Here is a 26,823-nt window from a genome sequence, read left to right on the forward strand (position 1 = left end):
CAGTACTCAGCAGTTTCTTTTATCGCATATTAAACGTTAAGGAAGGTAATTATGCTACAGCAAAATAGCAATGCAGGTAAGTTACAACTTAATGCCGCCGATCTGGCCTGCGCCCGGCAATTATTAGAAGCCCATAAGGAGAGTAAAGATCCCGGCCCGATGTATGATTTTTTAGCCAGCAAAGGCGATCGCTATGCCATCTTGGCTAATGGTGTGGTCAAAGAGAATTCTATCGCCGGGCGAATAGCTATTAACTATATGAGAGATGTTGGTGTCAGCCATAATAAGCCCGTCACTGAAACGGATATTAAGCATATTGGTTATGATATGGCGCGCGGCTATTTTGATACCCAGCAAGACAGGCTGGACAAAAGTCCAACAGGAATTATCTATGGTGATATTGACCATGAGCAAGCTGCACAGTTTCACAATAGTGTTTTTAAGACGCATGGATTACCGCCAGAGGCCTGGACGTTATATCCGGTTTATAAAGTGTTGCCGAAAAACCAGCACGGAGGACACTGGCAGAGTACTTTAAATTCGGCGGGCAATTCAGCCGATGAAATATTGCTCTCTTTTAATTCAGTAAAAATTATGGTTGACGCATTATCAACCTCACCAGCTTCAGACCAACCGATGATACATAACTGGCTGAATATAGTTATGGATGCCGACAATCTTGGTGCCGCAGCCGGTGCTATAGGCAGCCAACTCTTTAGCTCCGACGAAGAAGTCGCACCAGTCTCAACCGAGATGTGCCCTATCGACATCAATATCACCCCAACCCCACAAGCGGTTCAGCGCATTGCCGATGAAGATCAGGCCCAGCGCGATGTCACCAACGGCTATCTGGTGAATAAACCCACTCACAGTTTCTCCTTTACTGACGGCAGCTTGGATAAAACCGATTTTACCTCGGTGCAGATGGGCGGTATGGCAGCGGGCGGTATTCGCCCCGGTGAAGTTCAGCTTGATCCCAATATCCAGCCCAGCCGTTATTTATCTGATTACTATCTGGAACGACCCGGTTATATGCTGCCGGAAACCGGGCTGTTTGATGCTGCCACGCTTAATGGCTTATCAGCACAAACCACGGTAAACACTTATGTTGACCCGCTGCTGCTGGATTTAAGTGGCAAGGGGGTCTCCATGACCGGCATTGAAGATGGGGTGCTGTTTGATACCGATAACAGTGGCACGCTGAAACGCACCGGCTGGGCAGGGCCGGATACCGGTATGTTGGTGCTCGATAATGGCAGCGGAAAAATTGACAATATCAGCCAAATGTATTCGGAATATTACGGTGGCACGGCCGGTGTGAAGGGTCAGCCGGGGGAAAAACGTTATCAGGACGGTTTTGCCGCACTGGCCAGTGAAGATAGCGATAGCAATGGCGCGATTGATAAACATGATCCAATCTGGCACAAATTGCGTATTTGGCAGGATAGCTCCCATAACGGCAGGGTCGATCCCGGTGAGTTGAAAACGCTGGATGACTGGCGGATTACGCAAATCAAAGTTGACGCTAACGCGGTTGAGGATAATCGTCAAGGCAATAGGGTGCTGACGCGTGGCGTTTTTGTGATTAACGGCAAACTGCAAGAAGTGCTGGCGGTGAATTTTGCCAGTTCACCGGTGAGTAACACCGTCACTAAGCGTGGTAATGAGGGGGCAATTATTCGTTCTGTCACCGATGAAACGACCACCACCGCTTATGTGCATTTTGCTGATAAAGGCGCTGCGTTATCGGCCAATATTCTGAAAACAAATAATATCTATGGCGGCAGCAGGGATGACATCTTAACCGCCAGCCCTAAAGGCAGTTGGTTAGTCGGGCGCGGTGGCAGTAATACCTATATTGGCAACAGCGGCAACGATGTATTTGTTATCAGCGCCAGTGATGACACGAAAAATATTAAAGGCAATGGCGGGCGCGATACGGTACTGATTGTCGGTAAGAAAGGGGTAGCGCTGAATATGGCGCGCAGTGGCATCACGGTTGCTCAGGGCGGCGATGGCGACGATATTATTGTCAGTGGCGGCAATAACAGTGTGTTTATTAAAGCCGGAAAGGGTAACACGACACTGGTCGGTGGCGGCGGTAATGATGTACTGGCTGGCGGTAGCGGCAAGAATAAAATCGTCGGCGGTAGTGGTAAAGCGGTTATCTATGCGGGATCACAGGGGGACATTATTTATGCCGCCGAACAGGGCAGTATTATCTACGCCGGTGGCGGGGCCGATCGTATTTACGGCAATCAAGGTAATGATGTGATTGAGGCCGGTCAGGGTAATGCCCTGATTGATGGCGGCGGGGGCATTAATATCGTGGCACTGCATGGCAGTTATGCAGATTATGCTATTAGCCAAACTGACAGTGGCTTTGAGGTGGAGGATAAGGTGGCGGGGCGTGATGGCACCCTGACGCTAAAAAATATCCAAAAGTTGAATTTTGCCGATATTTCGGCGGTAGCGCTGAATACCCGCAATATTATGCCGGTCGATGATGTGTTGCGGGTGAATAAATTTGGTCGGGCGATTAATCGCTACCAAAAGCAACGTATTCATCCCGCTGATTTGCTGGCCAATGATCTCCGTTTTAATGATGACAGCCCATTGCGTATTACTGCGCTAACGGATGCTATCGGGTGTCGGGTCTGGCTGGCGAATAATGGCGATGTGGAAATCAGACCCGATAATAAATTCACTGGGGTAATGAGTTTTAAATATGAGGTAAAAAGTGCCAGAGGTGACCCTGCATTTTTTGTGGTTGATTTAACCCATGGCGAGTCGGCAGTGATGAGAGCCACGGTGACACTGTTAACGCCAGACATTTCCCACGATCCTCTGGTCGCCAAACAGACATATTTAAATGACATCAATGTGATAGCGGTCTGGCAAGATTACACCGGTAAGGGCGTGCGCATTGGCCAGTTTGAGCCAGGCGGCCAATTTGCTACTGGTGCGGAAATTTTCGATATTCAACATCCTGATTTAGCGGCGAATGTAGACCCTGCCTGGCTGGTAACACAGAAGAGTACTGGAACACTACCAGCCGATGTCTCCAATCATGCCACTATGGTCGCGGGGGTGATGGTGGCGGCAAGAAACAATGTCGGTGGGATAGGCGTGGCTTATGATGCAACCCTGGGCGGTCATTATCTCAAAAACGATAGCACCGATCTGGCCCCGCTGGGCAAAATGTCTAACTATGATGTGGTTAATCATAGCTGGAGCATTAGTCCCGAATTTGGCATGGGTGTTATTGAGCCGCATCCACTGAACTTGCCATCAATGCTGGAAGTAGTATTACAGTATGCCGCCGCCTATGGCCGGGGGGGCTTAGGCACCATTATTGTTACCTCGGGCGGCAATCAACGTGAGCAAGGGGGGAGTGCGCAAGGTACGCGGCTCAATAATAGCCGTTTTGCTATTCAGGTTGGTGCAATCAATGGGGCGGCTGATCTGTCCACTCTAACAACCCGCGTCTTACCCTTCTCCAACCCCGGTGCTAGTTTGTTAGTCTCAGCCCCCGGTAGCCATGTACTCTCCAGTAGCATTGAGTTGGAGGCTGAACGGGGGGCGGTATTTGGCTGTCAATACCGCACCGAACAAGGAACCAGTTTCGCGGCACCGATTGTTTCAGGTATTACCGCGTTAATGCTTGAGGCCAATCCTAATCTTGGTTACCGCGATGTGCAGCAGATCCTCGCTTTATCAGCCCGTCGGGTGAATGACCCTGCGACCCAATGGCGGATTAATGGCGCAAAAAATTGGAATGGTGGCGGCCTGCATGTCAGCCATGATTATGGTTTTGGTGCGGTGGATGCGCGGGCGGCAGTGCGGCTGGCTGAAAACTGGGTTAGCCAACAAACCGTGGCTAATCAACAGGTATTGGCGCAGCATCATACGCCCTGGGCGTCGACGTCACTTCCAGCCGGGGAAACCGAACCTTCATTTTTCACCCTCGGCAGCGGCCTTAATGTCGAGCAGGTTGAAGTTGATGTTAGCGCCAATATCGGCCGTTTGGGTGATTTGACGGTGAAATTGGTCTCACCGAGTGGCAGTGAAAGTATGCTGCTTGATCGTGTCGGCAGGAAAAATACCGCAAGCGCGGCTCAGGTGACCGATAGCGGTAGTACTCTTTCTGGCGATTTTAATTACACCTTTATGTCCACCCATCACCGGGGTGAACATTCAGCCGGTCAATGGCGCCTGGAAGTAACTAATGCTGATCATGGTTTACCGATCACCCTCAATAGCGGGTCGTTGCGGCTGTTTGGCAGCAAGCAGAGTCCTGATGACACCTATTTTTATACGGATGAATTTGCCGCTCAAGTCGCGGAGCAGCCACCACGTGCGGTACTGGATGATGCAGTAAATGGCACGGTAGGTGGCCGTAATACGCTAAATGCGGTGGCAATATCAGGAAATGTGGAGATTAATTTAGCTGACGGGCGGGCGAAATTGGGGGGGACCACTCTGACTATTCGTTCACCAGAGACTCTGCATAATCTGATCAGTGGTGAGGGGAATGACCGTTTAACAGCAGGGCGAAAGAATAGCTTACTTGACGGTGGTCGGGGCCAAAACTGGTTAACTGGCGGCGTGGGTAAAGATGTCTTTGTGGTGCGTAAACGCGCCAAAGGCAGTGATGAGATTATCAATTTTGATGCCCGCAAAGGAGAAACCATTCATCTGGTGGGATTTTCTGGTTTAACATTTAATCAGTTATCGTTAAGGCAACGGCAAGACGATACCAAAATCAAACTGACTAAAAATCAAACTATTATTATCAAAAACCAACAGGTTAATGCGATAAAGGCACAGAATTTTGTCTTTCAGGATAGATTTACCGCCCCTGAGGGTTATTTCAATAGCGGTATTTCAATGGATATCGCCGCTCCGACAACCCCGCAACAGGCGAGTATTTTGCTCAGTGGTGAGGGTGAAGGGGTCGATGCGAGTATCAATGCCAGAAACAAGATACAGGTATTATTAGTGGGTAAAGTCTATCAGCCAGATGGCGCGCAGCCCAGTGTCTTTGTGGTGGTGCCGCAAGAGAATACCTCACATTATAAAAATCTGCTCAGGGGGTTCCGGCAGGGGGTTGATAAAATTGATTTAAGTGCGTTGGGCATTCGGCATTTCAGTGAGTTAGCGGTAACCAAAAGGGATTGGGTGAAGCTCCAGGGGATAGCAATAATTCAGGGGGTTGAGATCAAATCAAAGATGGTTAACCCGCACTTTAATCCGCAGGGAGAAACGCTTGATCTGTTGTATTTGGATACCTTGGAGGTAGCGCAAATTAGCGCAGAGGATTTTATCTTCGCAGACGCCGAATCAATGCAGGCTGATGCCCCATTAGCCTATGACGATGTTTCACAACTGATTGATAAAATATCTGATTTTGATGGTGCTACCCGTGAATTCGAAGGCCTCTATCCGCCACTTCAAATACCGCAGTTCCTTGCGGCGACACTGGCAACAAGTCATTATTAGCCGTGTATTTGCCATGGAGAATAATCAGCGCTGTTAAATACCCACTCAGTGAATGGGTATTTTTAACCTCAGTGCTTAATAATTTTGTTGGCGATTATTTCACCTGCGCACTGCGTACCTCTTTTCCTGCTTGCCAAATGCGGTATTTCACATCCACGCCCTGTGGTACATAAACCACGATTGGCAGGCGGCTGTTGTAACGCTGCATGGCGGCATCACCCAGATTGGCGGCGATAAATTGCGGGCGACGAGTGTTATCTGAGCACGCCATCATAGTAGAGGCAGGTTGTGAGATTTTATCCATCACCAGGTAATCAAAACCCCAGCCCGATAAGGTTCTGGTTTCCAGATTGCCACTGAGCATATGGCGGTTACAGTCAACCTCCAGGGTTTTACCAATCAGTAATTCTACTTTGAAACGTGTTTCATCTTTTTGTGGCTCAAGGAAAATGACCTGCCGGCTCATGCCTTTTTCTGCCGCTGGATAAGGCGCAATCTTTTCTAACGGCTGTTGTTGATTAAGTGGCTGTGGCGTCGCTGCCATAGTGCTAGCCGATGCAGCCATTAACAAAGCGGCTAACCTGATTGAGTTTTTGTTCATCTTTTATCCCTATTATTTTTCAGGTAATGCTGCGGGTAAGTTATCATACAACCCGAAGTTTGATTATATGTGAAATCTGAAGTATCCCCATGAGGAATCAACCAAGCTTATGTTTTGAGTGCGTAATCGGCAAGCTGAAGAGCAGAGAAGTGGCCTATAAAAAGACTTATAGGTGCCTACAAAAAAAGTCCGTGAGGACTTTTGTGTTAAAGCTCGATTTCAATATCCCCCTGCGGTTGGCAACAGCAGGGCAGGATCTCACCAGCCTGAATAAAAGCCAATGGTTGCTGTGAATAGCAGACTTCACCTTTGAGCAATCGCAGGCGGCAAGAACCGCAATAGCCGGATCGGCATTGGTATTCAATCGATACCTGATGGTGTTCGAGAGTTTCCAGTAAATTGCGGCTATCAGCAGGGCGGTTAAGTTGAACACCGGTGGTGCTCAACGTCACAGTAGACTTCATAAATTACAGCTCGAAATCACTCAGATCATCAGCACTGATCTCTGAATCAATCTGACCGACCAGATATGAGCTGACTTCAACTTCTTGCGGGGCCACCTGCACGTTATCGGAGACCAGCCAAGAGTTGATCCATGGGATCGGGTTGGTGCGGGTATTGAACGGTACACCCAGACCCACTGCCTGCATGCGAATATTGGTTATGTATTCCACGTACTGACAGAGGATCTCTTTGTTCAAGCCGATCATTGAGCCGTCACGGAACAGATATTCGGCCCACTCTTTCTCTTGTTGCGCCGCCAGGACAAACAGGTCATAGCACTGTTGTTGGCACTCTTCAGCAATTTTAGCCATTTCCGGATCATCTTCACCGGAACGCATCAGATTAAGAATATGCTGGGTGCCGGTCAAATGCAGGGCTTCATCGCGGGCAATCATTTTGATGATTTTGGCATTACCTTCCATCAATTCACGCTCAGCAAAAGCAAAGGAGCAGGCGAAACTGACATAGAAACGGATGGCTTCCAACGCATTCACGCTCATTAGGCACAAATAAAGCTGCTTTTTCAGCTCCCGCAGATTAACGACCACGGTTTTACCGTTGACTTGATGGGTACCTTCTCCCAGCAGATGGTAGTAGCTAGTCATCTCAATTAAATCGTCGTAATACCCCGAGATATCTTTTGCGCGTTTGAGGATCTCTTCGTTGGTCACGATATCATCGAAAACAATCGAAGGATCATTAACGATATTACGGATGATATGCGTGTAAGAACGTGAGTGGATGGTTTCAGAGAACGACCAGGTTTCTACCCAGGTTTCCAGCTCAGGGATCGAAATCAGCGGCAACAAGGCGACGTTAGGGCTGCGACCCTGAATGGAGTCCAGCAAGGTTTGGTATTTCAGATTGCTGATAAAAATGTGTTTTTCGTGATCTGGCAGGGCATTGTAGTCGATACGATCGCGTGAGACGTCGATCTCTTCCGGACGCCAGAAGAACGACAACTGCTTCTCAATCAGTTTTTCGAAAATAGCGTGTTTTTGCTGATCGAAACGCGCCACATTGACGCATTGACCAAAGAACATAGGTTCGAGTAACTGATTGTTTTTGTTTTGTGAAAAAGTGGTATAGGCCATGATTTCCTCAGGGGATAACAACGTAAGGGCAAATGAAGAAGGGCCCCGCGATAACCGTATTTGAGATTATCGCGGAGGGCCTGAACTCAAAATCAGATCTTACATGCACCGCCTTCACAGTCATCATCACCCGGCTGACTTTGAATATCTTCCTGTACATCATCAGCACCGTCACGGGTGTTTTGATAGTAAAGGGTCTTCACACCAAATTTGTAGGTGGTCAACAAATCTTTCAGCAACTGCTTCATCGGCACTTTGCCGGATGGGAAGCGGGTTGGGTCATAATTGGTGTTAGCCGAAATTGCCTGATCAACGAATTTCTGCATTAAACCGACCAGTTGCAGGTAACCGTCGTTATTTGGCATTTCCCACAGCAACTCATAAGCCCCTTTCAGGCGCTCATACTCAGGTACCACCTGACGCAGAATGCCGTCTTTCGAGGCTTTGATACTGACGTAACCACGCGGTGGTTCGATACCATTGGTGGCATTGGAGATTTGCGATGATGTCTCGGAAGGCATCAGTGCAGACAGCGTGGAGTTACGCAGGCCGTGGGTCTGAATATCGTTACGCAGCGTTTCCCAGTCGTAATGCAAAGGCTCATCGCTGATGGCATCTAAATCTTTTTTATAGGTATCAATCGGCAGAATACCCTGTGAGTAGGTGGTTTCGTTGAACCACTGGCAGGCACCTTGCTCACGGGCTAATGCATTCGAGGCTTTCAGCAAGTAGTACTGGATAGCTTCAAAAGTACGGTGAGTCAGGTTGTTGGCACTGCCATCGGAGTAGCGCACCCCATTCTTCGCCAGATAATAAGCAAAGTTAATCACACCGATACCCAAAGTACGACGACCCATTGCACCACGTTGTGCGGCGGCAATCGGGTAATCCTGATAATCGAGCAAGGCATCTAATGCACGTACCGCCAGCACCGCCAGGTCTTCTAAATCATCAAGGCTATCAATGGCACCGAGGTTGAACGCCGACAAGGTACAGAGCGCGATTTCGCCGTTTTCGTCGTTGATGTCATTCAACGGCTTGGTTGGCAAGGCAATTTCCAGGCACAGGTTGGATTGACGTACTGGTGCAACTTTCGGATCAAACGGGCTGTGGGTATTGCAATGATCCACGTTCTGGATATAGATACGGCCTGTAGAGGCACGTTCTTGCATCATCAGAGAGAATAACTCAACCGCTTTTACCCGTTGTTTACGGATACTGTTGTCTTGCTCGTATTGGGTATAAAGACGCTCAAATTCTTCCTGATCGGCGAAGAAAGCGTCATATAGCCCCGGTACATCTGATGGGCTGAACAGGGTGATATCACCCCCTTTCAACAGGCGCTGATACATCAGTTTGTTGATTTGTACGCCGTAATCCATATGACGCACGCGGTTGCCTTCAACGCCGCGGTTATTTTTCAGTACCAGCAGGCTTTCAACTTCCAAATGCCACATTGGGTAGAACAAGGTGGCTGCACCGCCACGCACACCGCCCTGAGAACAGGATTTTACTGCAGTCTGGAAATGTTTGTAGAACGGAATACAACCGGTGTGGAAGGCTTCGCCACCACGAATTGGGCTGCCCAACGCACGGATGCGGCCTGCATTGATACCGATACCAGCACGTTGTGACACATATTTCACAATGGCACTAGAGGTGGCATTAATAGAATCCAGGCTGTCACCGCACTCAATCAATACGCAAGAACTAAACTGGCGGGTTGGGGTACGGACACCCGCCATGATTGGCGTTGGCAGCGAGATCTTAAAGGTAGAAATTGCATCATAGAAACGCTTGATGTAATCCATCCGGGTTTCACGCGGGTAGTTAGAGAACAGGCAGGCGGAAACCAGAATGTACAGGAATTGGGCACTTTCATAGATCTCGCCGCTAACGCGGTTCTGCACCAGATACTTGCCTTCCAACTGCTTAACCGCAGCATAGGAGAAGTTCATATCGCGCCAATGGTCGATGAAAGTGTCCATCTGTTCGAACTCTTCTGCGGTGTAATCTTCCAGCAGATGTTTATCGTATTTACCCATTTCCACCATCTTCGCGACATGGGCAAAGAGTTTGGGTGGTTCAAACTGGCCGTAGGCTTTTTTACGCAGGTGGAAAATGGCCAGACGGGCAGCCAGATACTGATAATCAGGGGCATCGCGCGAGATCAAGTCAGCAGCGGCTTTAATGATAGTTTCATGAATATCGGCAGTTTTAATGCCATCATAAAACTGAATATGTGAACGCAATTCTACTTGAGATACCGAGACGTTATGTAAACCTTCTGCGGCCCAGTCGATGACCCGGTGGATTTTATCCAGATTGATACGTTCTTTGCTGCCATCGCGTTTAGTAACAAGTAGGCTTTGGTTCATGTGTTCTCTTACCTTCCGTGTGTTCATACTTTATAAAACAGGCAAGCACCCGGCTGCATTTTTACACAGCGAGTAGTGCTATTGTCCAGTATGTAAACACAATATATAGGGGGTGGGTGTTGGATAGATAACAAGATAGTGAGTATTGAGGCTTTTGGCAAGTGAACAAGATCGGGCAATTGTGTGGATAACTTGGGGGTGAAATGTTACCAAAGGCTCACAAGCTGCGCCATTACTGGGGCTTACCTCATCTCAGTCTAGGGGATAAGATTTTACTGAAAATCTTAAAAATTTGATCGTTTGCCGGTTTATTAAACATTAGAAAAAAATGGCATAACTTATCGCTTTTAGGGTTTGAAAAAACCGCTTTTGCCTGATTTTGCGATTGATGGCGGATAAAGCAACAAACTGGTGCAGCAAGACACAAAAAATGTTCATATCAAGTGCAATCAGCACGCCAGGGAGCAAACGCCTGCTCCTTGGCGTGTGTGATAAATGCGTTAGCCATCATCCCGTTGGCTATGCACCATATAATTCACATCAACATTGCGGCCAAGCTTGAAATGATCTGTTATCGGATTGTAGTGTAGCCCGATAATATGGCGTTCACGCAGTGGCGTTTGAGAGACCCAGCCGATAAGCTCTGAGGGCCGGATAAACTTTTTCGCGTCATGGGTGCCCTTTGGTACCATTTTCAACACGTATTCTGCGGCCACCACCGCCATCAGCCAGGATTTGGTATTGCGGTTAATGGTTGAGAAGAAGACATGCCCACCCGGTTTGACCAATTGCGCGCAAGCGTGAATCACAGAGGCTGGGGAGGGAACGTGCTCCAGCATCTCCATGCACGTCACCACATCGTATTGTTGTGGGTGCTTCTGTGCGTGGCTTTCAACTGTTTCCTGCACATAATCCAATTTGACGCCGGTTTCCAGCGCATGCAGGCGGGCAACTTGTAACGGCTCATAGCCCATATCCAGCCCGGTCACTTGTGCGCCTTCCCATGCCATGCTTTCGGCCAGAATTCCGCCACCGCAACCGACATCCAGCACTTTTTTATCAAAAATGCCGCCTGAGCGCTGCAAGATATAATCAAGGCGCAGAGGGTTAATGCGGTGGAGTGGCTTAAACTCGCCGTCTAAATCCCACCAGCGGGAGGCAACCGCCTCAAATTTAGCAATTTCTTGCTCATCGACGTTAGGGTGGGAGGCTGTGGTATCTGGTCGCATGAATAGCGTTCTCACTGTTTTGTTTCTTTGCGCGCATTATACCCGTCATACAGCAAGCTGCATATGCGTTGGCCACACTCATTACTCGGCCCATCCTTTCGGCTCCCGGCGCTAGGTGTCAATATAAACTGTCACCCGAATCACTTACTTGAGTAAGCTTATCGGGGCTCATTCGCTTGTCGTCTTCCTGCAACTCGGATTATTTAGGGTATATGCATAATTCGTTTCGACAAACATCATGCAGTTTCGCCAAAATCTGGGTTTTGTGGTATAGTTTCGTACCTTTAAATCCGGTAATTAGTAGAGGGATAGCGGCTCAATGAGCGACCTTGCCAGAGAAATAACACCGGTCAACATCGAGGAAGAGCTGAAAAGCTCCTATCTGGATTATGCGATGTCCGTTATTGTCGGGCGTGCTTTACCAGATGTCCGGGATGGACTGAAACCCGTTCACCGTCGCGTACTGTTTGCGATGAACGTGCTGGGTAATGACTGGAATAAACCATACAAAAAATCGGCCCGTGTAGTTGGGGACGTTATCGGTAAATATCACCCGCATGGTGACAGCGCAGTCTACGACACAATAGTGCGTATGGCTCAGCCGTTCTCACTGCGCTATATGCTGGTGGATGGGCAGGGTAACTTCGGTTCCGTTGATGGCGACTCCGCTGCGGCGATGCGTTATACCGAAATCCGTATGTCTAAAATTGCTCACGAATTGTTAGCGGATTTAGAAAAAGACACCGTTGACTTCGTGCCTAACTATGATGGTACGGAACACATTCCTGCCGTGATGCCGACCCGGATCCCTAACCTGCTGGTTAACGGTTCGTCAGGTATTGCCGTCGGGATGGCAACCAATATTCCGCCACATAACCTTTCTGAGGTTATTGATGGCTGTCTGGCCCTGATCGAAGATGAAAACATCACCATTGAAGGGCTGATGGAGTTTATCCCAGGGCCCGATTTCCCAACAGCCGCCATTATTAATGGTCGCCGTGGTATTGATGAGGCTTATCGTACCGGCCGTGGCAAGATTTATGTTCGCGCCCGTGCTGAAGTCGAAGCTGATGCCAAAACCGGCCGTGAGACCATTATTGTTCACGAGATCCCGTATCAGGTGAACAAAGCGCGATTAATTGAAAAAATCGCCGAACTGGTAAAAGAAAAACGGGTAGAAGGTATCAGTGCGTTACGCGATGAATCTGATAAAGACGGTATGCGTATCGTTATTGAGATCAAACGTGATGCGGTTGGGGAAGTAGTGCTGAACAACCTCTACTCTCTGACCCAATTGCAGGTGACTTTTGGTATCAATATGGTGGCTCTGTCGCAAGGGCAGCCTAAATTACTTAACCTGAAAGACATCCTGGTTGCCTTTGTTCGCCACCGCCGTGAAGTGGTGACGCGTCGTACTATTTTTGAGCTGCGTAAGGCCCGTGACCGCGCGCACATCCTTGAAGCATTAGCCATTGCATTGGCCAACATCGATCCGATTATCGAATTGATCCGCCATGCGGCGACGCCTGCGGAAGCGAAAGCAGGCTTGATTGCCAGCCCATGGGAATTAGGTAACGTTGCGACAATGCTGGAACGTGCCGGTGATGATGCTGCCCGCCCTGAATGGCTGGAAGCTGAGTTCGGGATCCGTGATGGCAAGTATTACCTCACCGAGCAACAAGCTCAGGCTATTTTGGATCTGCGTTTGCAGAAACTGACCGGTCTGGAGCATGAAAAACTGTTGGATGAGTATAAAGAACTGCTGACCTTAATTGGTGAGTTGATCTTTATTCTGGAAACCCCGGATCGCCTGATGGAGGTTATCCGCGAAGAATTGGTCGCGATCAAAGATCAGTATAACGACAAACGTCGTACTGAGATCACCGCGAATACTTCTGATATCAATATCGAAGATCTGATTAATCAGGAAGATGTGGTTGTGACGCTGTCCCATCAGGGCTACGTCAAATATCAGCCGCTGACTGATTACGAAGCTCAGCGCCGTGGTGGTAAAGGTAAGTCGGCTGCGCGTATCAAAGAGGAAGACTTCATTGATCGCCTGCTGGTTGCGAATACCCACGACACCATTTTGTGCTTCTCCAGCCGTGGCCGTCTCTATTGGATGAAGGTCTATCAGTTGCCGGAAGCCAGCCGTGGGGCGCGCGGTCGTCCGATCGTCAACTTGTTGCCGCTTGAGCCAAATGAGCGTATTACCGCCATTCTGCCAGTGCGGGAATATGAAGAAGGTCGTCACATCTTTATGGCGACCGCCAGCGGTACCGTGAAGAAAACCGCCTTGACCGAGTTCAGTCGTCCCCGCAGTGCCGGTATTATTGCCGTCAATCTGAATGAAGGCGATGAGCTGATTGGTGTCGATCTGACCGATGGCAGCAATGAAGTCATGTTGTTCTCGGCATTGGGTAAAGTGGTTCGCTTCCCTGAGTCGCAGGTCCGTTCTATGGGCCGTACCGCGACAGGTGTGCGTGGCATCAATCTCAATGGTGACGATCGGGTTATTTCACTGATCATCCCGCGTGGTGATGGTGAAATCCTGACCGTGACTGAAAACGGTTATGGTAAGCGTACCGCAGTGGAAGAATATCCAACCAAGTCCCGTGCGACTCAGGGGGTTATTTCCATTAAAGTCAGTGAGCGTAATGGTAAAGTTGTTGGTGCTGTTCAAGTGGCGCCGACTGACCAAATCATGATGATCACCGATGCCGGTACACTGGTACGTACCCGCGTATCAGAAGTGAGCGTCGTGGGCCGTAATACCCAGGGTGTGACCTTGATCCGTACTGCCGAAGATGAGCATGTGGTCGGTCTGCAACGTGTTGCTGAGCCGGAAGAGGATGACGACATCCTTGATGGTGAATCGTTGGAAGGTGAAAAGGGCGGCGAAGAAAACGCGGCACTGAATGCACCTGAAGATGATGCTGCTGATGAAGCAGAAGAAGGCGATGCTGAAGGCGAAGACGACAACTTATAATGCGTTGTTGAACTAATTCATTGTTAAAAACAATTCATCATTAAAACCAAGAGCCAGCTTACGAGCTGGCTTTTTTATGGGTTATGGGTAGTGTATTCTGTAGACTATGCAGCCTGTCCGGCGATGCTTTCACCATGGTAACAGATTGAAATATCTTTCTTCATTTCGCACAACACTGAAAATATCTCGCTACCTGTTTCGGGTATTGGCCATTATGCTATGGTCCCTTGGTGCATTACTGACCACTTTTTATATCCTGAACATCCTTAACGAGAAAAAATCTGATATTCGTCAGGAATATAATACTAACTTTGAACAGGCTCAGAGTTACCTTCGGCATTCTGCCGATATCATCCGCGATATCAAATATATGGCGGAAAACAGGTTAAACCACAATTCTGAGAGCAGTGATATCGCTGCTGGCGCTTTGATTAAGAATAAGACGCCGCCGCAATATTATCCGCTCAGTTCGGACGCTGACTGCGCCACGCTTAATTCGTCTCGTCACTCTTCATTAGATTCTCTCAGTAACCTTATTCTGTACTGGAAAGAGAATTTCGCGGCTGCTTATGATCTTAACCGGATCTTCTTTGTTGGCAGCGATACTTTGTGCATGGTGGATTTCGATATTCGCAACACACCCATGGAGCAGGAGAATCTGCTTAAGTCACTGAACGAACATATCTTAAAATATCGCAATGCAAAAAACCTGGACAAAGACAGCACCCTGTATTGGGTTGTACCGGGTGTGCGTCCTGATGTGGGTACCTTATATGTTCTGAGTCCCCTCTATGTGGGTAACAAGCTCGAGGCGATGGTAGGTACTGAGCAAACTATCCGTTTGGAGGATTTTATCTCTTCTGGCCCATTGCCCATCGGCGTGACCTTGCTGGATCAGGATAATGAGTCGGTACTGCGCCTGGCGACAGGTGAGCGTAATGCCTCGATGTTGGACAACTATCCGGACTCCCCGTCTTATTTTGGCTATGTTGATGACTACGATTCCCTTATTCTCAAAAAGAATTTACTGCCATCCACCCTCAGCATTGTCTATTCCTTGCCGGTTAAAACGATAATTAAGACATTCAATTTATTGATTTTTAATGTATTACTGCTGAATGTACTCTCTGCTGTGGTGATCTTTATTTTGGCGTGGCTGTTTGAGCGAAAAATGTTCCATCCGGCTGAAAATAACGCGTTGAGATTAGAGGAACATGAGCAATTCAACCGCAAAATTGTGGCTTCGGCCCCGGTAGGGATATCCATCCTACGTATCAGTGATGGGACCAATATCCTCAGTAATGAATTAGCCCATAACTATATTAATTTGCTTACGAATGAGGATCGCGAACGTATTACACGCATTATCTGCGAGCAGCAGGCGAACTTTGTTGATGTGATGACCAGTAATAACAATAACCTGCAAATTAGCTTTGTTCACTCCCGATACCGCAATGAAGATGTGGCTATATGCGTGCTGGTGGATGTCAGCTCGCGGGTGAAAATGGAAGAATCGCTGCAAGAGATGGCTGCGGCTGCAGAGCAGGCCAGCCAATCGAAATCGATGTTTTTAGCCACCGTCAGCCATGAGTTACGCACCCCACTGTATGGGATTATCGGTAACCTCGATTTATTGCAAACCAAAGAGTTATCCCAGGGTGTTGAGCGGTTGGTGACAGCGATGAACAACTCGTCTGGGTTATTACTCAAAATTATCAGCGATATACTCGATTTTTCCAAAATAGAATCTGAACAACTGAAAATTGAGCCAAGTGAGTTCTCTATCGTCGAGGTGATCACGCATATTACGGCCAATTATTTACCGTTGGTTGTCAAAAAACGATTAGGGCTGTATTGCTTTATTGAGCCGGATGTTCCACAACAGATGCAGGGAGATCCGGTTCGCTTGCAACAAGTGATTTCTAACTTATTGAATAACGCTATAAAATTTACTGATACGGGTTGTATTATCTTGCAGGTTCGGGTTCGTGGCCACTATCTGGAATTCCGGGTGCGGGATACAGGGGTGGGAATTAATTCACGTGAGATAAACCAGCTTTTTGACCCATTCTTCCAAGTGGGGACTGGGGTACAACGGCATTTTCAGGGGACTGGTTTAGGTCTGGCTATCTGTGAAAAGTTAGTAAACTTGATGGACGGGGACGTTGAGGTGATTTCTGAACTGGGAATGGGCAGTATTTTTGCTATCCGTCTCCCACTGTATTTGACCGAAAATCAGTCTCAGGCCCCAAATACGGTACTGCCACAGAGCGATCGTTGGCAAGGGAAAACATTGTGGCTGGATATTCGCAATACGCGTTTGGAGAGTCATTTACGTGCTCTGCTAAGCCATTTTGGTGCCACCATCCAGCGTTACACTAATGAGCAAACCTTGCATGATCAAGTGTTGATTTGCGATTACTTGCCGCAAATCAACGCACCATTATCGACGTGGATCCAGCTATCCATTGAGCACATTGGTTTGCCACAAGAGACACGCCCGGGCTATTGGTTACTGAGTACTTCTACTCTGTTGGAAAGTATCCCGTTATTGGACCGGATATTGCTGGAACAGCCGTTGGTCGATAATACGCCATTATCGTTGTCAGCACCGAAGGTAAATCAGGATGATAATGCAGATCTGCAAATTCTGGTTGTGGATGATCATCCCATTAATCGCCGGTTATTGGCCGATCAGCTCACCACATTGGGCTATCAGGTGATTACCGCTAATGATGGGTTGGATGCTCTGGCGGTGTTGAATGCCGATAACGTAGATATCGTGCTGACTGACGTGAACATGCCGAATATGGATGGTTATCGTTTGACTCAGCGGCTACGGCAGTTGAATCATCATTTCCCGGTTATTGGCGTAACCGCGAATGCCTTAGCTGAAGGTAAACAACGTTGTATTGAGGCGGGTATGGATAACTGTTTATCTAAACCAGTGACGTTGGATACATTGCGCCAGATGCTGCGTTATTACAGCGATAAAGTCCGCCGCTCACGTTAAAGCCTTTGTACTTGCAGTCGCAGGGGTGTTAGCTGCACTCGCGCACCCGAATCACTTACTTGAGTAAGCTCATCGGGATTTGTTCGTTTGCTGCCTACCTGCAACGCCAATTACTTTGATTTATGGCCGTTGTACTTGCAGCCATGTAGGTGTTGCATTTGTTACTCGGCCCCTCCATGGGCCTCATCTCTATCACTGACTATTGTTCTTTATCTGCTACCTGACTGATGGTTACGGATGAAAGATAGTTCAACAGCGCGATATCATTATCAACACCCAGTTTCAGCATGGCCGATTTCTTTTGGCTACTGATGGTTTTAATACTGCGATTGAGTTTTCTGGCGATCTCGGTAACCAAGAAACCTTCAGCAAATAACCGTAAAACTTCACTTTCTTTTGGTGATAAACGCTTATCACCGTAGCCATTGGCGCTGATTTTTTCCAGCAGTTTAGCAACGCTCTCAGGGGTGAATTTCTTACCTTTCTGCAATGCTGCCAACGCCTTAGGTAGGTCAGCGGGTGCGCCTTGTTTTAATACAATCCCATCGATATCCAAGTCCAGAACTGAACTGAGAATCGCGGGATTATTATTCATCGTCAGAACAATTATGGCTAAATCTGGATAATGCCTTTTTATATATTTTATCAGAGTGATGCCATCACCGTACTTATCTCCAGGCATGGAGAGGTCGGTAATTAGCACATTGGCATCAAGTTTAGACAAACTGTTAATAAGCGCTGTAGAGTCTTCAAATTCCCCTACAACGTTTACCCATTCAATTTGCTCAAGCGATTTTCGGATGCCAAACAACACAATTGGATGGTCATCAGCAATAATTACATTAAGGTTGTTCATGGTTATGGGTTACCTTGCTGCAACAGTCTGGTGACGAAAGAATCAATTTGACTGATGCTATTTTCGATCTTCAACCGATCGCCATCTGCGATATGCTGTTCTAATGTTTCACATAGCTGTTTGCCGCGTACCAAGTTCAACATAGCAAATACGCCTTTCAATCGATGTGCGGTCTGCGAAAGCGATATGAAATCACGTTGCTGATGTTCAGTATACAGTTTCTTCAGATCTACCGGTACTGTCTCAACAAATAAGGAATAATAGTCACTGGATTTGAGTTGTTGCTCGTAGGTACTTATATCATCATCTGCAATGGATTCAGGCTCTTCTGGCGATTCCTCTGATAAGATTCGCTGTTCGATTAATAATAATATTGCATCAATGACTGCACTGCCTAAATTATAATTTACCCGAATATAATTATCCTGCAATCGCTGTAGTCCGGTCTCATCGGAGGCCAGCAATAAGGTAAAGTTATCATAGTATTGTGGGTTATCCGTCAACGTAACGTCGTAGCTCCGCCCTGGCAAACGGTCATCGGCGACAATACAGTTTGCGCCGAATGAATTCAATAAGGTAGTGATGATTGAACGTACTTCTTCTGAAGTTATATCGAGTAGCGCGGTCACGCCATCCAATAACTTTTCTTGTTCTTCTTGCTGCTCATTTTGGATAGGCATGGTTACGCGGATAGTATAACGAGTGCCTATATCAACTTTACTGCGGATCTCTAGTTGGCCGTTTAATTTTTTACATAATTGGTTACATAAAAAGAAGGTTAAACCTGAGCCGTGATTGTATCTGTCGACCAATGTTTGGCTGAGGAAAGGGTAATTAAGGTTGCTTATCTCTTCATCCGAAATACCGACACCGGTATCGGTTATTTGGATAAGCAGTTGTTCGGGATGCCCCGGTTCATGACCAACATTGAGTGTGATTTTACCATAAGCTGTCGTGATGACTGAATAATGCAGCAGCAGCGAAAGTATTTTACGTAATACTTTTTCATCACCCATGTGATTTTGATCAAAATTGACATGATAATGATTAAAGAGTGTTAAGCCTTTCTGATTAATAGCAGGCAGTATCTCCAGCAGCAGAGTATCGATTAATGCCGATAGAGAGAAAGTGTGCTGTTCAGGCTGCCAATCTTGTGTTTCCAGCCGTGTGAGCAGAGTAATGTTATCAATCAATTCAATGACAGTTTCAGATTGTTCAACCAATTTGGCTTTCAGGCAATGTTGCTGTTGTAAGTCGTTGGTGGTTTGTAATTCATGGGCAATCTGATTGAGATTATTGATCGGTTGATTCAGTTCAATCCCCAGGTTGTGCAACATCAGTTTACGGGCTTGCAGGTTTTTGTCGTATTCCCGTCTCGCTTGTTGCAGCTTTTTATTTACCAGCACTTCTTTATCCTGATCATGGAGCAGGAAAAGATAGGTTTCCACTGAAATCTGACTGCGGAATATCCGAATCTCGTAAACTTCATTATTCACCGTAGCCTGAATCACACCGTGGTGCTGCTCTGCCATATGAGCAATTTTTTGCAGATTAAGGTGTGGCATTAGGTTATCGGCGATCTGGTTACTGGCCATTACGGTACTATTACTGAAGTTATAAACCAATAATCCTTGCGGCAGGTTGGTAATAATTTCCTGGCTCAACGATTTCTGCGTTTCTAGTTGTTCGATCATCTCTGTACTTGGTCGAATATATTGGCGGCGAACAAAATAGAGACCTAAGACCGCCAGTGACAGCAGTAATATATTGGTCAAAATGAGCCAGAAGTTGTTTCTCAGCAAATCAATAGCCAAACTACTGATCGGGACGCGATAAACAATCTTCAGCGTGGCATTGGTTAATGGTGCTGAGAACTCAAGCCAGGAACCATTAAGTGTCACGCTGGTTGTAGCGATGTCCTCGGGTGCTATTCCTTCATTAACAGGGTTTTTGTCCTGTTGTAGCAAGAAGTTAGATCGCGCCATATTGGGTGGAATTAAGTCATTAATCGGCAGATCAAAAGCGATAACGGTTGCCAGATGCCCCGGGAGGTTAAAGGTGGTTCTCAGGGTGAAATAGTAGGCATTTTGGAAACGTGATTTACGTAACGGCGAAAAGCTCTCTCGTTCATCTAAGGTATTAGCCTGTTGCAGCATTTCCGCGCGTCGGGACTCTGCGGCAGCAGTCAGGTAGCTCTCTTTAAAGCGCGAAGTCACTTCTTTTAAAGCCTGAGTGGTGACGAGTGCCAGGCTGTTATCCTGGCCGTTGAGATAATACATTGAGTAGGTATCATTCTGTGCTCCCCAATGGCTGTCAAGATAGTCAGATATCTGCAAGGTCATGGACAGTGTTGCGGGTTCATGACTGCCAAAAATGACTGAGTCAGTTTTTCTGCGAGGTTTTTCAATATAGTAAATATCGGGGCGCAGGCGGACTTCCTGCGCTGAAAGAAGACTCTTTTCAGCGATGTTCGGGTTGTTGGCTAAATCATAGATCTGATAAGTATGATAACGATAATCATCAATACGTTGCTGTAAACCGCTGGCAATGTAGGTTAATGCGTATTTTTTTTCTGTCAGGTAAGCATTGGTATAGTTGTAGCCATACAACCCAATAGTCATGAGCAGCAGCGCGATAAACAGCCAGAAACAGCGGGTGATATTGGCTGAACTGGTAGATAACGAGTTATTTCGCATAACGATAATGCAGTTTCCTTGGTTAGCGCGTGACAGCTCTGGCGCTGGCAGCGACGGTCAGCAATAAGAATGCCACGCCGCCAAATGCCACCGATAAATTACTTAATTGTGCGATAAAGCCAATTGCCGCAGGGCCGGCTAAAATTCCGGCGTAACCTATAGTGGTAATCGAGGCAACGGCCAGATTGGTCGGCATCACGGTTTGGTTACCGGCGGCGGTAAACAAAATAGGGACGACGTTTGATGCCCCCAGCCCGACTAACATAAAGCCCATAAACGCGGCAATTGAGCTATCCACCGTTATTGCGGTAATAATTCCGATGGAGGCGCACAAACTCCCACCTAATAATACCTTGTAACGGCCCAGCCTGTTGACGATCCTATCACCATTTAGACGGCCCAGAGTCATGGCGATGGCAAATACCGCATAGCCCATACCGGCCTGTGATGGCTCGATGCCACGCAGTGTGGTTAGGAATACCGCGCTCCAGTCAAGCATAGAGCCTTCGGCCAGAAACATGACAAAGCAGAGGAAGCCAATAAACATCACCCAACCGCGTGGCCAAACAAACAGTGGCCCATCATGGGGCTCGCCACTGCCCTGTAACAAGTTTTTATTGGCCGTCAGCAGCAGAATAGCCATCAGGATCACCGTAGCTATGATGGCTGTCAGTGGGCTGAGGCCCAGCCATAATAGTGCACTCACGCCACCGGCACCGGCAATACCGCCGACACTGAACAAACCGTGGAAGCCAGACATCATCGCCCGACCACTGGCTTTCTCAACAATAACTGCTTGAATATTCATCGCGACATCTATTATCCCCATGGCTGCACCGAATACCAGCAGAGCCATTGCCATCGCAATGGGGGTATTCATCAGTACCAGTAGGGGAAGATCGAGGCATAGAACTGCACCGGCCAGTAAAATCGTGGCTCGACATCCCCATTTCGCTGTCAGCATCCCGGTCAAGGGCATGGCCAGCATCGATCCGACACCAATACACAATAGTAGCAAGCCCAACGACCCATCACTAAGACCAATACGCTCTTTGGCAAAGGGGACCAGTGGTGCCCAAGCGGCCATGCCTAATCCGGCAATAAAGAAAGCCAGTCGAGTCGAGACTTGCTGTGCAACGTCAGGTAGCCATGTTTGTCGGAGTATTTTGGTGGTCATGAGGTGTCAGAGTCTGCGATTTATATGAATAAGCAATAATAGACGACGTTTCTATCACAAAGCGAAATGCGGGTCGAAGGGATTTATCTGGATTAGCAGAATATTTAGCGACTCATGCCTGGCTCACCTCGTCACCGTCTTTTGCTATAGGGTGAATGGTGGCATGAAAAACATGCTGACAATGAGGTAGATACGTATAATTTACCTCGTGAGTTGCTCTTAGAATTGATACTACCGATATGAAGTATTTATTCATTGATGTCAGGTGATGGGTACGGTTCAATAAGTAGAACAATATCTCAATAAAGGGTTGGATGATGATGGAGTGATCAGGTTAATTATCATCCTTAAGGCTTTAAGCGGTCCGTGCTTAAATAAAACAATGAAACTATATTACCAGGCTACTATTTCATCAGGTTAATATTACGGTTACTATAAATATGCTAAGTAATAAAAAAAGCCGGTCAGAGACCGGCCGTAACACTAACGAATTATCTGGCCACATAGGCCATAATGAGTATGACAGTAACGATAATGATGATAGCGGATATATTATAGTTCCTGATTGTTAGATGATACTTGTCAATTTGTGCTATTTTATTTTACTTCAAGTAATTGTTTTATATACATAATATTAATTCTTGATTATAGGTGCTATATTTATAGTGTTTCTTATATTTGTAAAAGTTCGCTTGAATTTACATTTGGAAATACTTTTATGGCTATATGAAACATGATTACTGACTTGGTAGCACTTTCTGTATAGATTAATCCCAATCTTATTCCCACAATAGAATAACCCCATTGGGATTATATGCTCGAAAGGGCAGTGGCATAGTTAGATCTAATAATAGAGGATAATAACGATGAAGATTCGAGTTCTTTCCCTGCTTGTTCCGGCCTTATTAGTCGCAGGTAGTGCAGGCGCGGCTGAAATTTACAATAAAGACGGCAACAAACTGGATCTGTACGGTAAAGTTGATGGTTTGCATTATTTCTCTGATAATAAGAGTAACGATGGCGACCAATCCTACATGCGTTTTGGCCTGAAAGGCGAAACACAAATCAGTGACCAACTGACCGGGTACGGGCAGTGGGAATATCAGGCAAACCTGAATAAAGCTGAAGATCAGGATCAGGGTAACTTCACCCGTATTGGTTTTGCCGGGTTGAAATTTGCTGACTTTGGTTCGTTGGATTACGGCCGTAACTACGGTGTGCTGTACGATGTAAACTCATGGACTGACGTACTGCCAGAGTTTGGTGGTGACACTTACGGTGCGGATAACTTCCTGTCGCAACGGGGTAACGGCATTCTGACTTACCGTAACACCAACTTCTTCGACATGGTTGATGGTCTGAACTTTGCTCTGCAATATCAGGGCAAAAACGGCAGCGGTACTGAAACTAACAATGGCCGTGATGTACAGGGCCAAAATGGCGACGGTTACGGTATGTCCGTATCTTATGATTTGGGTTGGGGCGTGAGTGCTTCTGCGGCAATGGCCAGTTCTTTGCGTACCACTGATCAAAATAATCTGAAATATGGTCATGGTGACCGTGCTGATGCTTACACTGGTGGTTTGAAATACGATGCCAACAATGTCTATTTAGCTGCGACCTACACCCAGACTTACAACTTGACTCGCTTCGGTGATTTCAGCAATACCGCGTCAGATGCTGCTTACGGTTTCGCTAACAAAGCGCAAAACGTTGAGTTAGTGGCTCAGTATCAATTTGATTTCGGTCTGCGTCCATCGGTGGCTTACTTGCAATCCAAAGGTAAAGACCTTGGCAACGGCTATGGTGACCAGGATCTGCTGAAATACGTTGATGTTGGTGCAACATACTTCTTCAATAAAAATATGTCCACCTATGTTGATTACAAGATTAACCTGTTGGATGAAAACAACTTTACCAAAAACGCGGGTATCAACACTGATGATATCGTAGCAGTTGGTTTGGTTTACCAGTTCTAATTCTGATAGCAGGATAGGTTCTGAGACATAACGCGGTCACTTGGCCGCGTTTTTTTGTGCCTGCTGATTGGTACGGGCTGAAGCTGTACCGTCAACAGGCGCAGAGGCTGCGCCCGCGCGCAAACAACACTGCTGTAGCGTTATCAAAAGCAGCTGTATTTTTGACCGAATAGAATTTTTTTGACCAATTTTGGCATGAAGTTTAACCAAATAAATTAAATTTCTATTTTTTCTAAATGAAACACTAGACATATCATCACGCTATAGATGATAATGCTGCCCATTGGAAGGATGGCCGAGTGGTTTAAGGCAACGGTCTTGAAAACCGTCGACTGTAACAGGTCCTAGAGTTCGAATCTCTATCCTTCCGCCAAATTTAAACCCCAGTCTTATAAAAGACTGGGGTTTTTTGTTTGTGGATTTTTCTAGTATGCCATTTGGTATGCCATATCCCATTCGCTATGATTAGACTAAATTGATTGATATTAGGATAGATACAGTCTGCGATGAAGATAAGTACCCACTATTCGGCTTGATAGAACTCTGGCCAATCGGTTCTGAGAGTATTGAATTTAGATGCCGCTAGATTTTTGCCGAAAGCATCTGCGGATAGTGCTTCGCCACGATATCATTCATCTTATCAATCAACTCCGGCTTCCTAAACGTCAGATGCGCCGACCCTTCCATAACGTATTTAATGTGCAAATAATCATCCTGATAGTCCTTCGGCATCGGCGAATTGACACGAATATGCTCATACAACCGGCTTGTCACATCCCCCTGTTATCCGGGATCGTTTTACCGTCCAGCAAAGACAACATGCGCTCAAGGTCTGCCAACTGGTCTCGCCGGTAACCGTGGTTCAGGGTAAAGCCCCATTGGTTGCAACTGACCAGATTGCTGATGATCACCTTTTTACCAAACCGACACAGGCTATTGGTTTTATAGTGCCAGGACAGCCCTTTGAATAAATTGATGACCCCGCGTTCAAATACCGCGTGGAGTTGCTCAAAGGTGCTGAGTATGTTGTCTTCGCTGATGGCAGGGATATTATCGCCCTCAAGGTTCCTGTACTACTACCGTGGCCAATTTTAGTTGACCCTATATGGACGCCCCAGGTGTTACAAGTACTGGTTCGATACGGTTTGCGACCATATATCCGGCGTAATAGTCGGTAAATTTACCTGCGCCATGATGTAATCCGAACCCTGTCTCCTTATCACTACACCAGCAGTTTCTGGCGCGTTACTTTTTTGTTCCAGGCAACAGAGCCATCAATCATCCAGACACAAACTTGAAAAACGGATTTGGTAATATCGATACCAACAACTCTGATCGTGTTCATATGATGTTACTCCCAGATTAATGTAGTCAGTAAAGTATGGCACTGACTACCTTAGGAAGGGGCGTCCATTACATCACTACACTCATTGATTTTTATTGCTAACAACTCTGTGCTCCAGTGAGAACGCTGATAACCGAAATCGCTTGGCGAATGCTTAATCAGTTGACGTAACAGCGCACAAATCTGCTCAAACGGCCAGCGGCGTCCACGTCCTGGAGGTAATGATTTCAACCCTTCCAGACCGTAAAACGTGAACCAATTAACCCAGCGCCCCAACGATGACCGCGCGCAGCAAAGCGTTTTGGCAACGTCACTAACCGTGTCACCATGGTGAAGCATCAGCATAGCAGTGAGTCTTCGAGCCTGGTCCTTACCGTCTGTTTTATGGATGGTTTTTTGCATCAGAGACCTTTCGGCATCGGATATGGGTGCTATGATCGGTATAACTCAGTCCGGTTGGTGGTTTGGGATACTCAGCGATTGATCAGATCGCTTAAATCGGACTGAGTTCCCTCTTGGTGCTCTACTATTTGGAACAGCTATTTAGAGAAAATTAAGATAACCGTGGTTAATCAGTTCATTCGCTTTTTTTATGCGATAGCGAATTTTTGCTCTTACCCAACTATCTGCTGACCATTCATTATTGACTAACTCCTTGCCAAATATTTTTGATGCTATATCTCGATGTGAGAAGCCTTGTTTTCTATCATCAATAGTTTTTAATAGGCCTAGGTATTGTTCCTCTTTCGCTTCCACTTCTATTTTATGGTTAACAATGCTCTGCAATATCTCAATATTTTTAGAAAAAGAATAAGATTCAAGGTGTAATGGAATATAAATATAGAGGTTTGAGTCCGCCATTAACGTCGTTGTGCTTTCTATAAAGAGTTGAAAATACGCATTCTGATTAAATATTTTTACGCATAATGATTTATCATGCATTTGAAGGATTTGATGTTTAACGCCAGTCCGGTTGGACAGATCCCCCCAAGTATATCCCCCGTTAATTTTTCCAGTATTACTCAGTGTGACTCTGACAGAACGCTTACTTAATTCTTGGGACCAAAAAACATTTGTAGGATCAGAGTCGTAAGGAGAAATATATTTTATTAACCCCCATTTTTCTTCTGCATTTAAATCTAACTCTGATTGAATTAGTTCAGATTTATCGTCAATAAAAATTGTTCCTCTATGGTTACTCCCCATGAATAACTCCCAATCTCTGATATATTGCGTGTTTCTACGCAAGCATTCCCACGCGAAGTCATTATATATCTTCTTTTCCATACTCAGTATCCTTCCATTGGGGCGATTCATCCAGTCATTCTTACTAACACAATAGTTATGTGAATTTTATGAGTTCATAAAGGGTGAAAAAAACTTTCAATCACTTTATCCCTATTACCATTTTTTGAATTGGGTTATTTTTTTAATGCAAAGGAAAGGGTAAAACAAAAAAC

14 protein-coding genes, 1 tRNA gene and 2 pseudogenes are annotated in these 26,823 nt (G+C 46.6%); 5 read left to right on the forward strand and 12 right to left on the reverse strand.

The genetic code is table 11. The annotated features are described in order from the left end of the window. Window positions 1-51: 51 nt before the first annotated feature. On the forward strand, window positions 52-5,502 hold the full coding sequence (locus AEP37_RS16400; RefSeq protein WP_049614359.1) for a S8 family serine peptidase: 5,451 nt from the start codon (window positions 52-54) through the stop codon (window positions 5,500-5,502). A gap of 94 nt (window positions 5,503-5,596) precedes the next feature. On the opposite strand, the gene eco is transcribed toward AEP37_RS16400, so the two are convergent. The 5 genes from eco to ubiG all read right to left on the reverse strand — a co-directional run bounded on the left by eco (window position 5,597) and on the right by ubiG (window position 11,308). Continuing rightward, the gene (eco, locus tag AEP37_RS16405; RefSeq protein ID WP_049614360.1) at window positions 5,597-6,103 is read right to left on the reverse strand and encodes a serine protease inhibitor ecotin; all 507 of its coding nucleotides are present in this window, start codon (window positions 6,101-6,103) and stop codon (window positions 5,597-5,599) included. Between the two features lie 206 nt (window positions 6,104-6,309). Further along, window positions 6,310-6,567, reverse strand: a complete 258-nt coding sequence (gene yfaE, locus AEP37_RS16410; RefSeq protein WP_049614361.1) for a class I ribonucleotide reductase maintenance protein YfaE — start codon at window positions 6,565-6,567, stop codon at window positions 6,310-6,312. 3 nt (window positions 6,568-6,570) lie between these two features. Next, on the reverse strand, window positions 6,571-7,701 hold the full coding sequence (nrdB, locus tag AEP37_RS16415; protein ID WP_049614362.1) for a class Ia ribonucleoside-diphosphate reductase subunit beta: 1,131 nt from the start codon (window positions 7,699-7,701) through the stop codon (window positions 6,571-6,573). Between the two features lie 92 nt (window positions 7,702-7,793). Further along, complete coding sequence (nrdA, locus tag AEP37_RS16420; protein WP_049614363.1) at window positions 7,794-10,079, reverse strand: class 1a ribonucleoside-diphosphate reductase subunit alpha; 2,286 nt, start codon at window positions 10,077-10,079, stop codon at window positions 7,794-7,796. Window positions 10,080-10,579: 500 nt separating this feature from the next. Next, a complete protein-coding gene (ubiG, locus tag AEP37_RS16425; protein WP_049614364.1) occupies window positions 10,580-11,308 on the reverse strand; it encodes a bifunctional 2-polyprenyl-6-hydroxyphenol methylase/3-demethylubiquinol 3-O-methyltransferase UbiG in 729 nt (242 codons plus the stop codon). 319 nt (window positions 11,309-11,627) lie between these two features. Here ubiG and gyrA point away from each other — a divergent pair, with 319 nt between their 5' ends. Further along, on the forward strand, window positions 11,628-14,297 hold the full coding sequence (gene gyrA / locus AEP37_RS16430) for a DNA topoisomerase (ATP-hydrolyzing) subunit A (protein ID WP_049614365.1): 2,670 nt from the start codon (window positions 11,628-11,630) through the stop codon (window positions 14,295-14,297). A gap of 145 nt (window positions 14,298-14,442) precedes the next feature. Further along, window positions 14,443-17,310 carry a two-component system sensor histidine kinase RcsC gene (rcsC, locus tag AEP37_RS16435; protein WP_049614366.1) on the forward strand — a complete coding sequence of 956 codons (2,868 nt, stop codon included), beginning with the start codon at window positions 14,443-14,445 and terminating at the stop codon, window positions 17,308-17,310. 199 nt (window positions 17,311-17,509) lie between these two features. Here the strand turns inward: rcsC and rcsB are convergent, their stop codons facing one another. Genes rcsB through AEP37_RS16450 form a run of 3 tightly spaced genes read right to left on the reverse strand, consistent with a single transcriptional unit; the run spans window position 17,510 to window position 22,039 of the window. After that, window positions 17,510-18,166 (reverse strand): response regulator transcription factor RcsB, encoded by a 657-nt coding sequence (gene rcsB, locus AEP37_RS16440; protein WP_049614367.1) that lies wholly within the window; start codon window positions 18,164-18,166, stop codon window positions 17,510-17,512. Between the two features lie 2 nt (window positions 18,167-18,168). Next, window positions 18,169-20,862 (reverse strand): phosphotransferase RcsD, encoded by a 2,694-nt coding sequence (gene rcsD / locus AEP37_RS16445; protein WP_049614368.1) that lies wholly within the window; start codon window positions 20,860-20,862, stop codon window positions 18,169-18,171. Window positions 20,863-20,884: 22 nt separating this feature from the next. Beyond that, on the reverse strand, window positions 20,885-22,039 hold the full coding sequence (locus AEP37_RS16450) for an MFS transporter (protein ID WP_049614369.1): 1,155 nt from the start codon (window positions 22,037-22,039) through the stop codon (window positions 20,885-20,887). An 866-nt stretch (window positions 22,040-22,905) separates the two neighbouring features. Here AEP37_RS16450 and ompC point away from each other — a divergent pair. Together ompC and AEP37_RS16465 are read left to right on the forward strand one after the other, a co-directional pair. Continuing rightward, the gene (gene ompC, locus AEP37_RS16455) at window positions 22,906-24,018 is read left to right on the forward strand and encodes a porin OmpC (protein ID WP_049614370.1); all 1,113 of its coding nucleotides are present in this window, start codon (window positions 22,906-22,908) and stop codon (window positions 24,016-24,018) included. A 285-nt stretch (window positions 24,019-24,303) separates the two neighbouring features. Next, window positions 24,304-24,391 (forward strand) — tRNA-Ser (locus tag AEP37_RS16465). Window positions 24,392-24,600: 209 nt separating this feature from the next. On the opposite strand, the pseudogene AEP37_RS16470 reads toward AEP37_RS16465, so the two are convergent. The 4 genes and pseudogenes from AEP37_RS16470 to AEP37_RS16480 all read right to left on the reverse strand — a co-directional run. Then, window positions 24,601-25,091 (reverse strand): annotated as a pseudogene (locus AEP37_RS16470) (DUF4942 domain-containing protein); the annotation flags it as partial. A gap of 149 nt (window positions 25,092-25,240) precedes the next feature. Continuing rightward, window positions 25,241-25,363: a hypothetical protein gene (locus AEP37_RS26160; protein WP_408068342.1), complete on the reverse strand. Its 123-nt coding sequence runs from the start codon at window positions 25,361-25,363 to the stop codon at window positions 25,241-25,243. A gap of 81 nt (window positions 25,364-25,444) precedes the next feature. Next, a pseudogene (locus tag AEP37_RS16475) lies at window positions 25,445-25,807 on the reverse strand (helix-turn-helix domain-containing protein); the annotation flags it as partial. Between the two features lie 99 nt (window positions 25,808-25,906). Further along, window positions 25,907-26,650 carry a DUF2285 domain-containing protein gene (locus AEP37_RS16480; protein ID WP_049614373.1) on the reverse strand — a complete coding sequence of 248 codons (744 nt, stop codon included), beginning with the start codon at window positions 26,648-26,650 and terminating at the stop codon, window positions 25,907-25,909. Window positions 26,651-26,823: the final 173 nt, after the last annotated feature.

This window comes from Yersinia pekkanenii (assembly GCF_001152565.1).
Taxonomy (GTDB): domain Bacteria; phylum Pseudomonadota; class Gammaproteobacteria; order Enterobacterales; family Enterobacteriaceae; genus Yersinia; species Yersinia pekkanenii.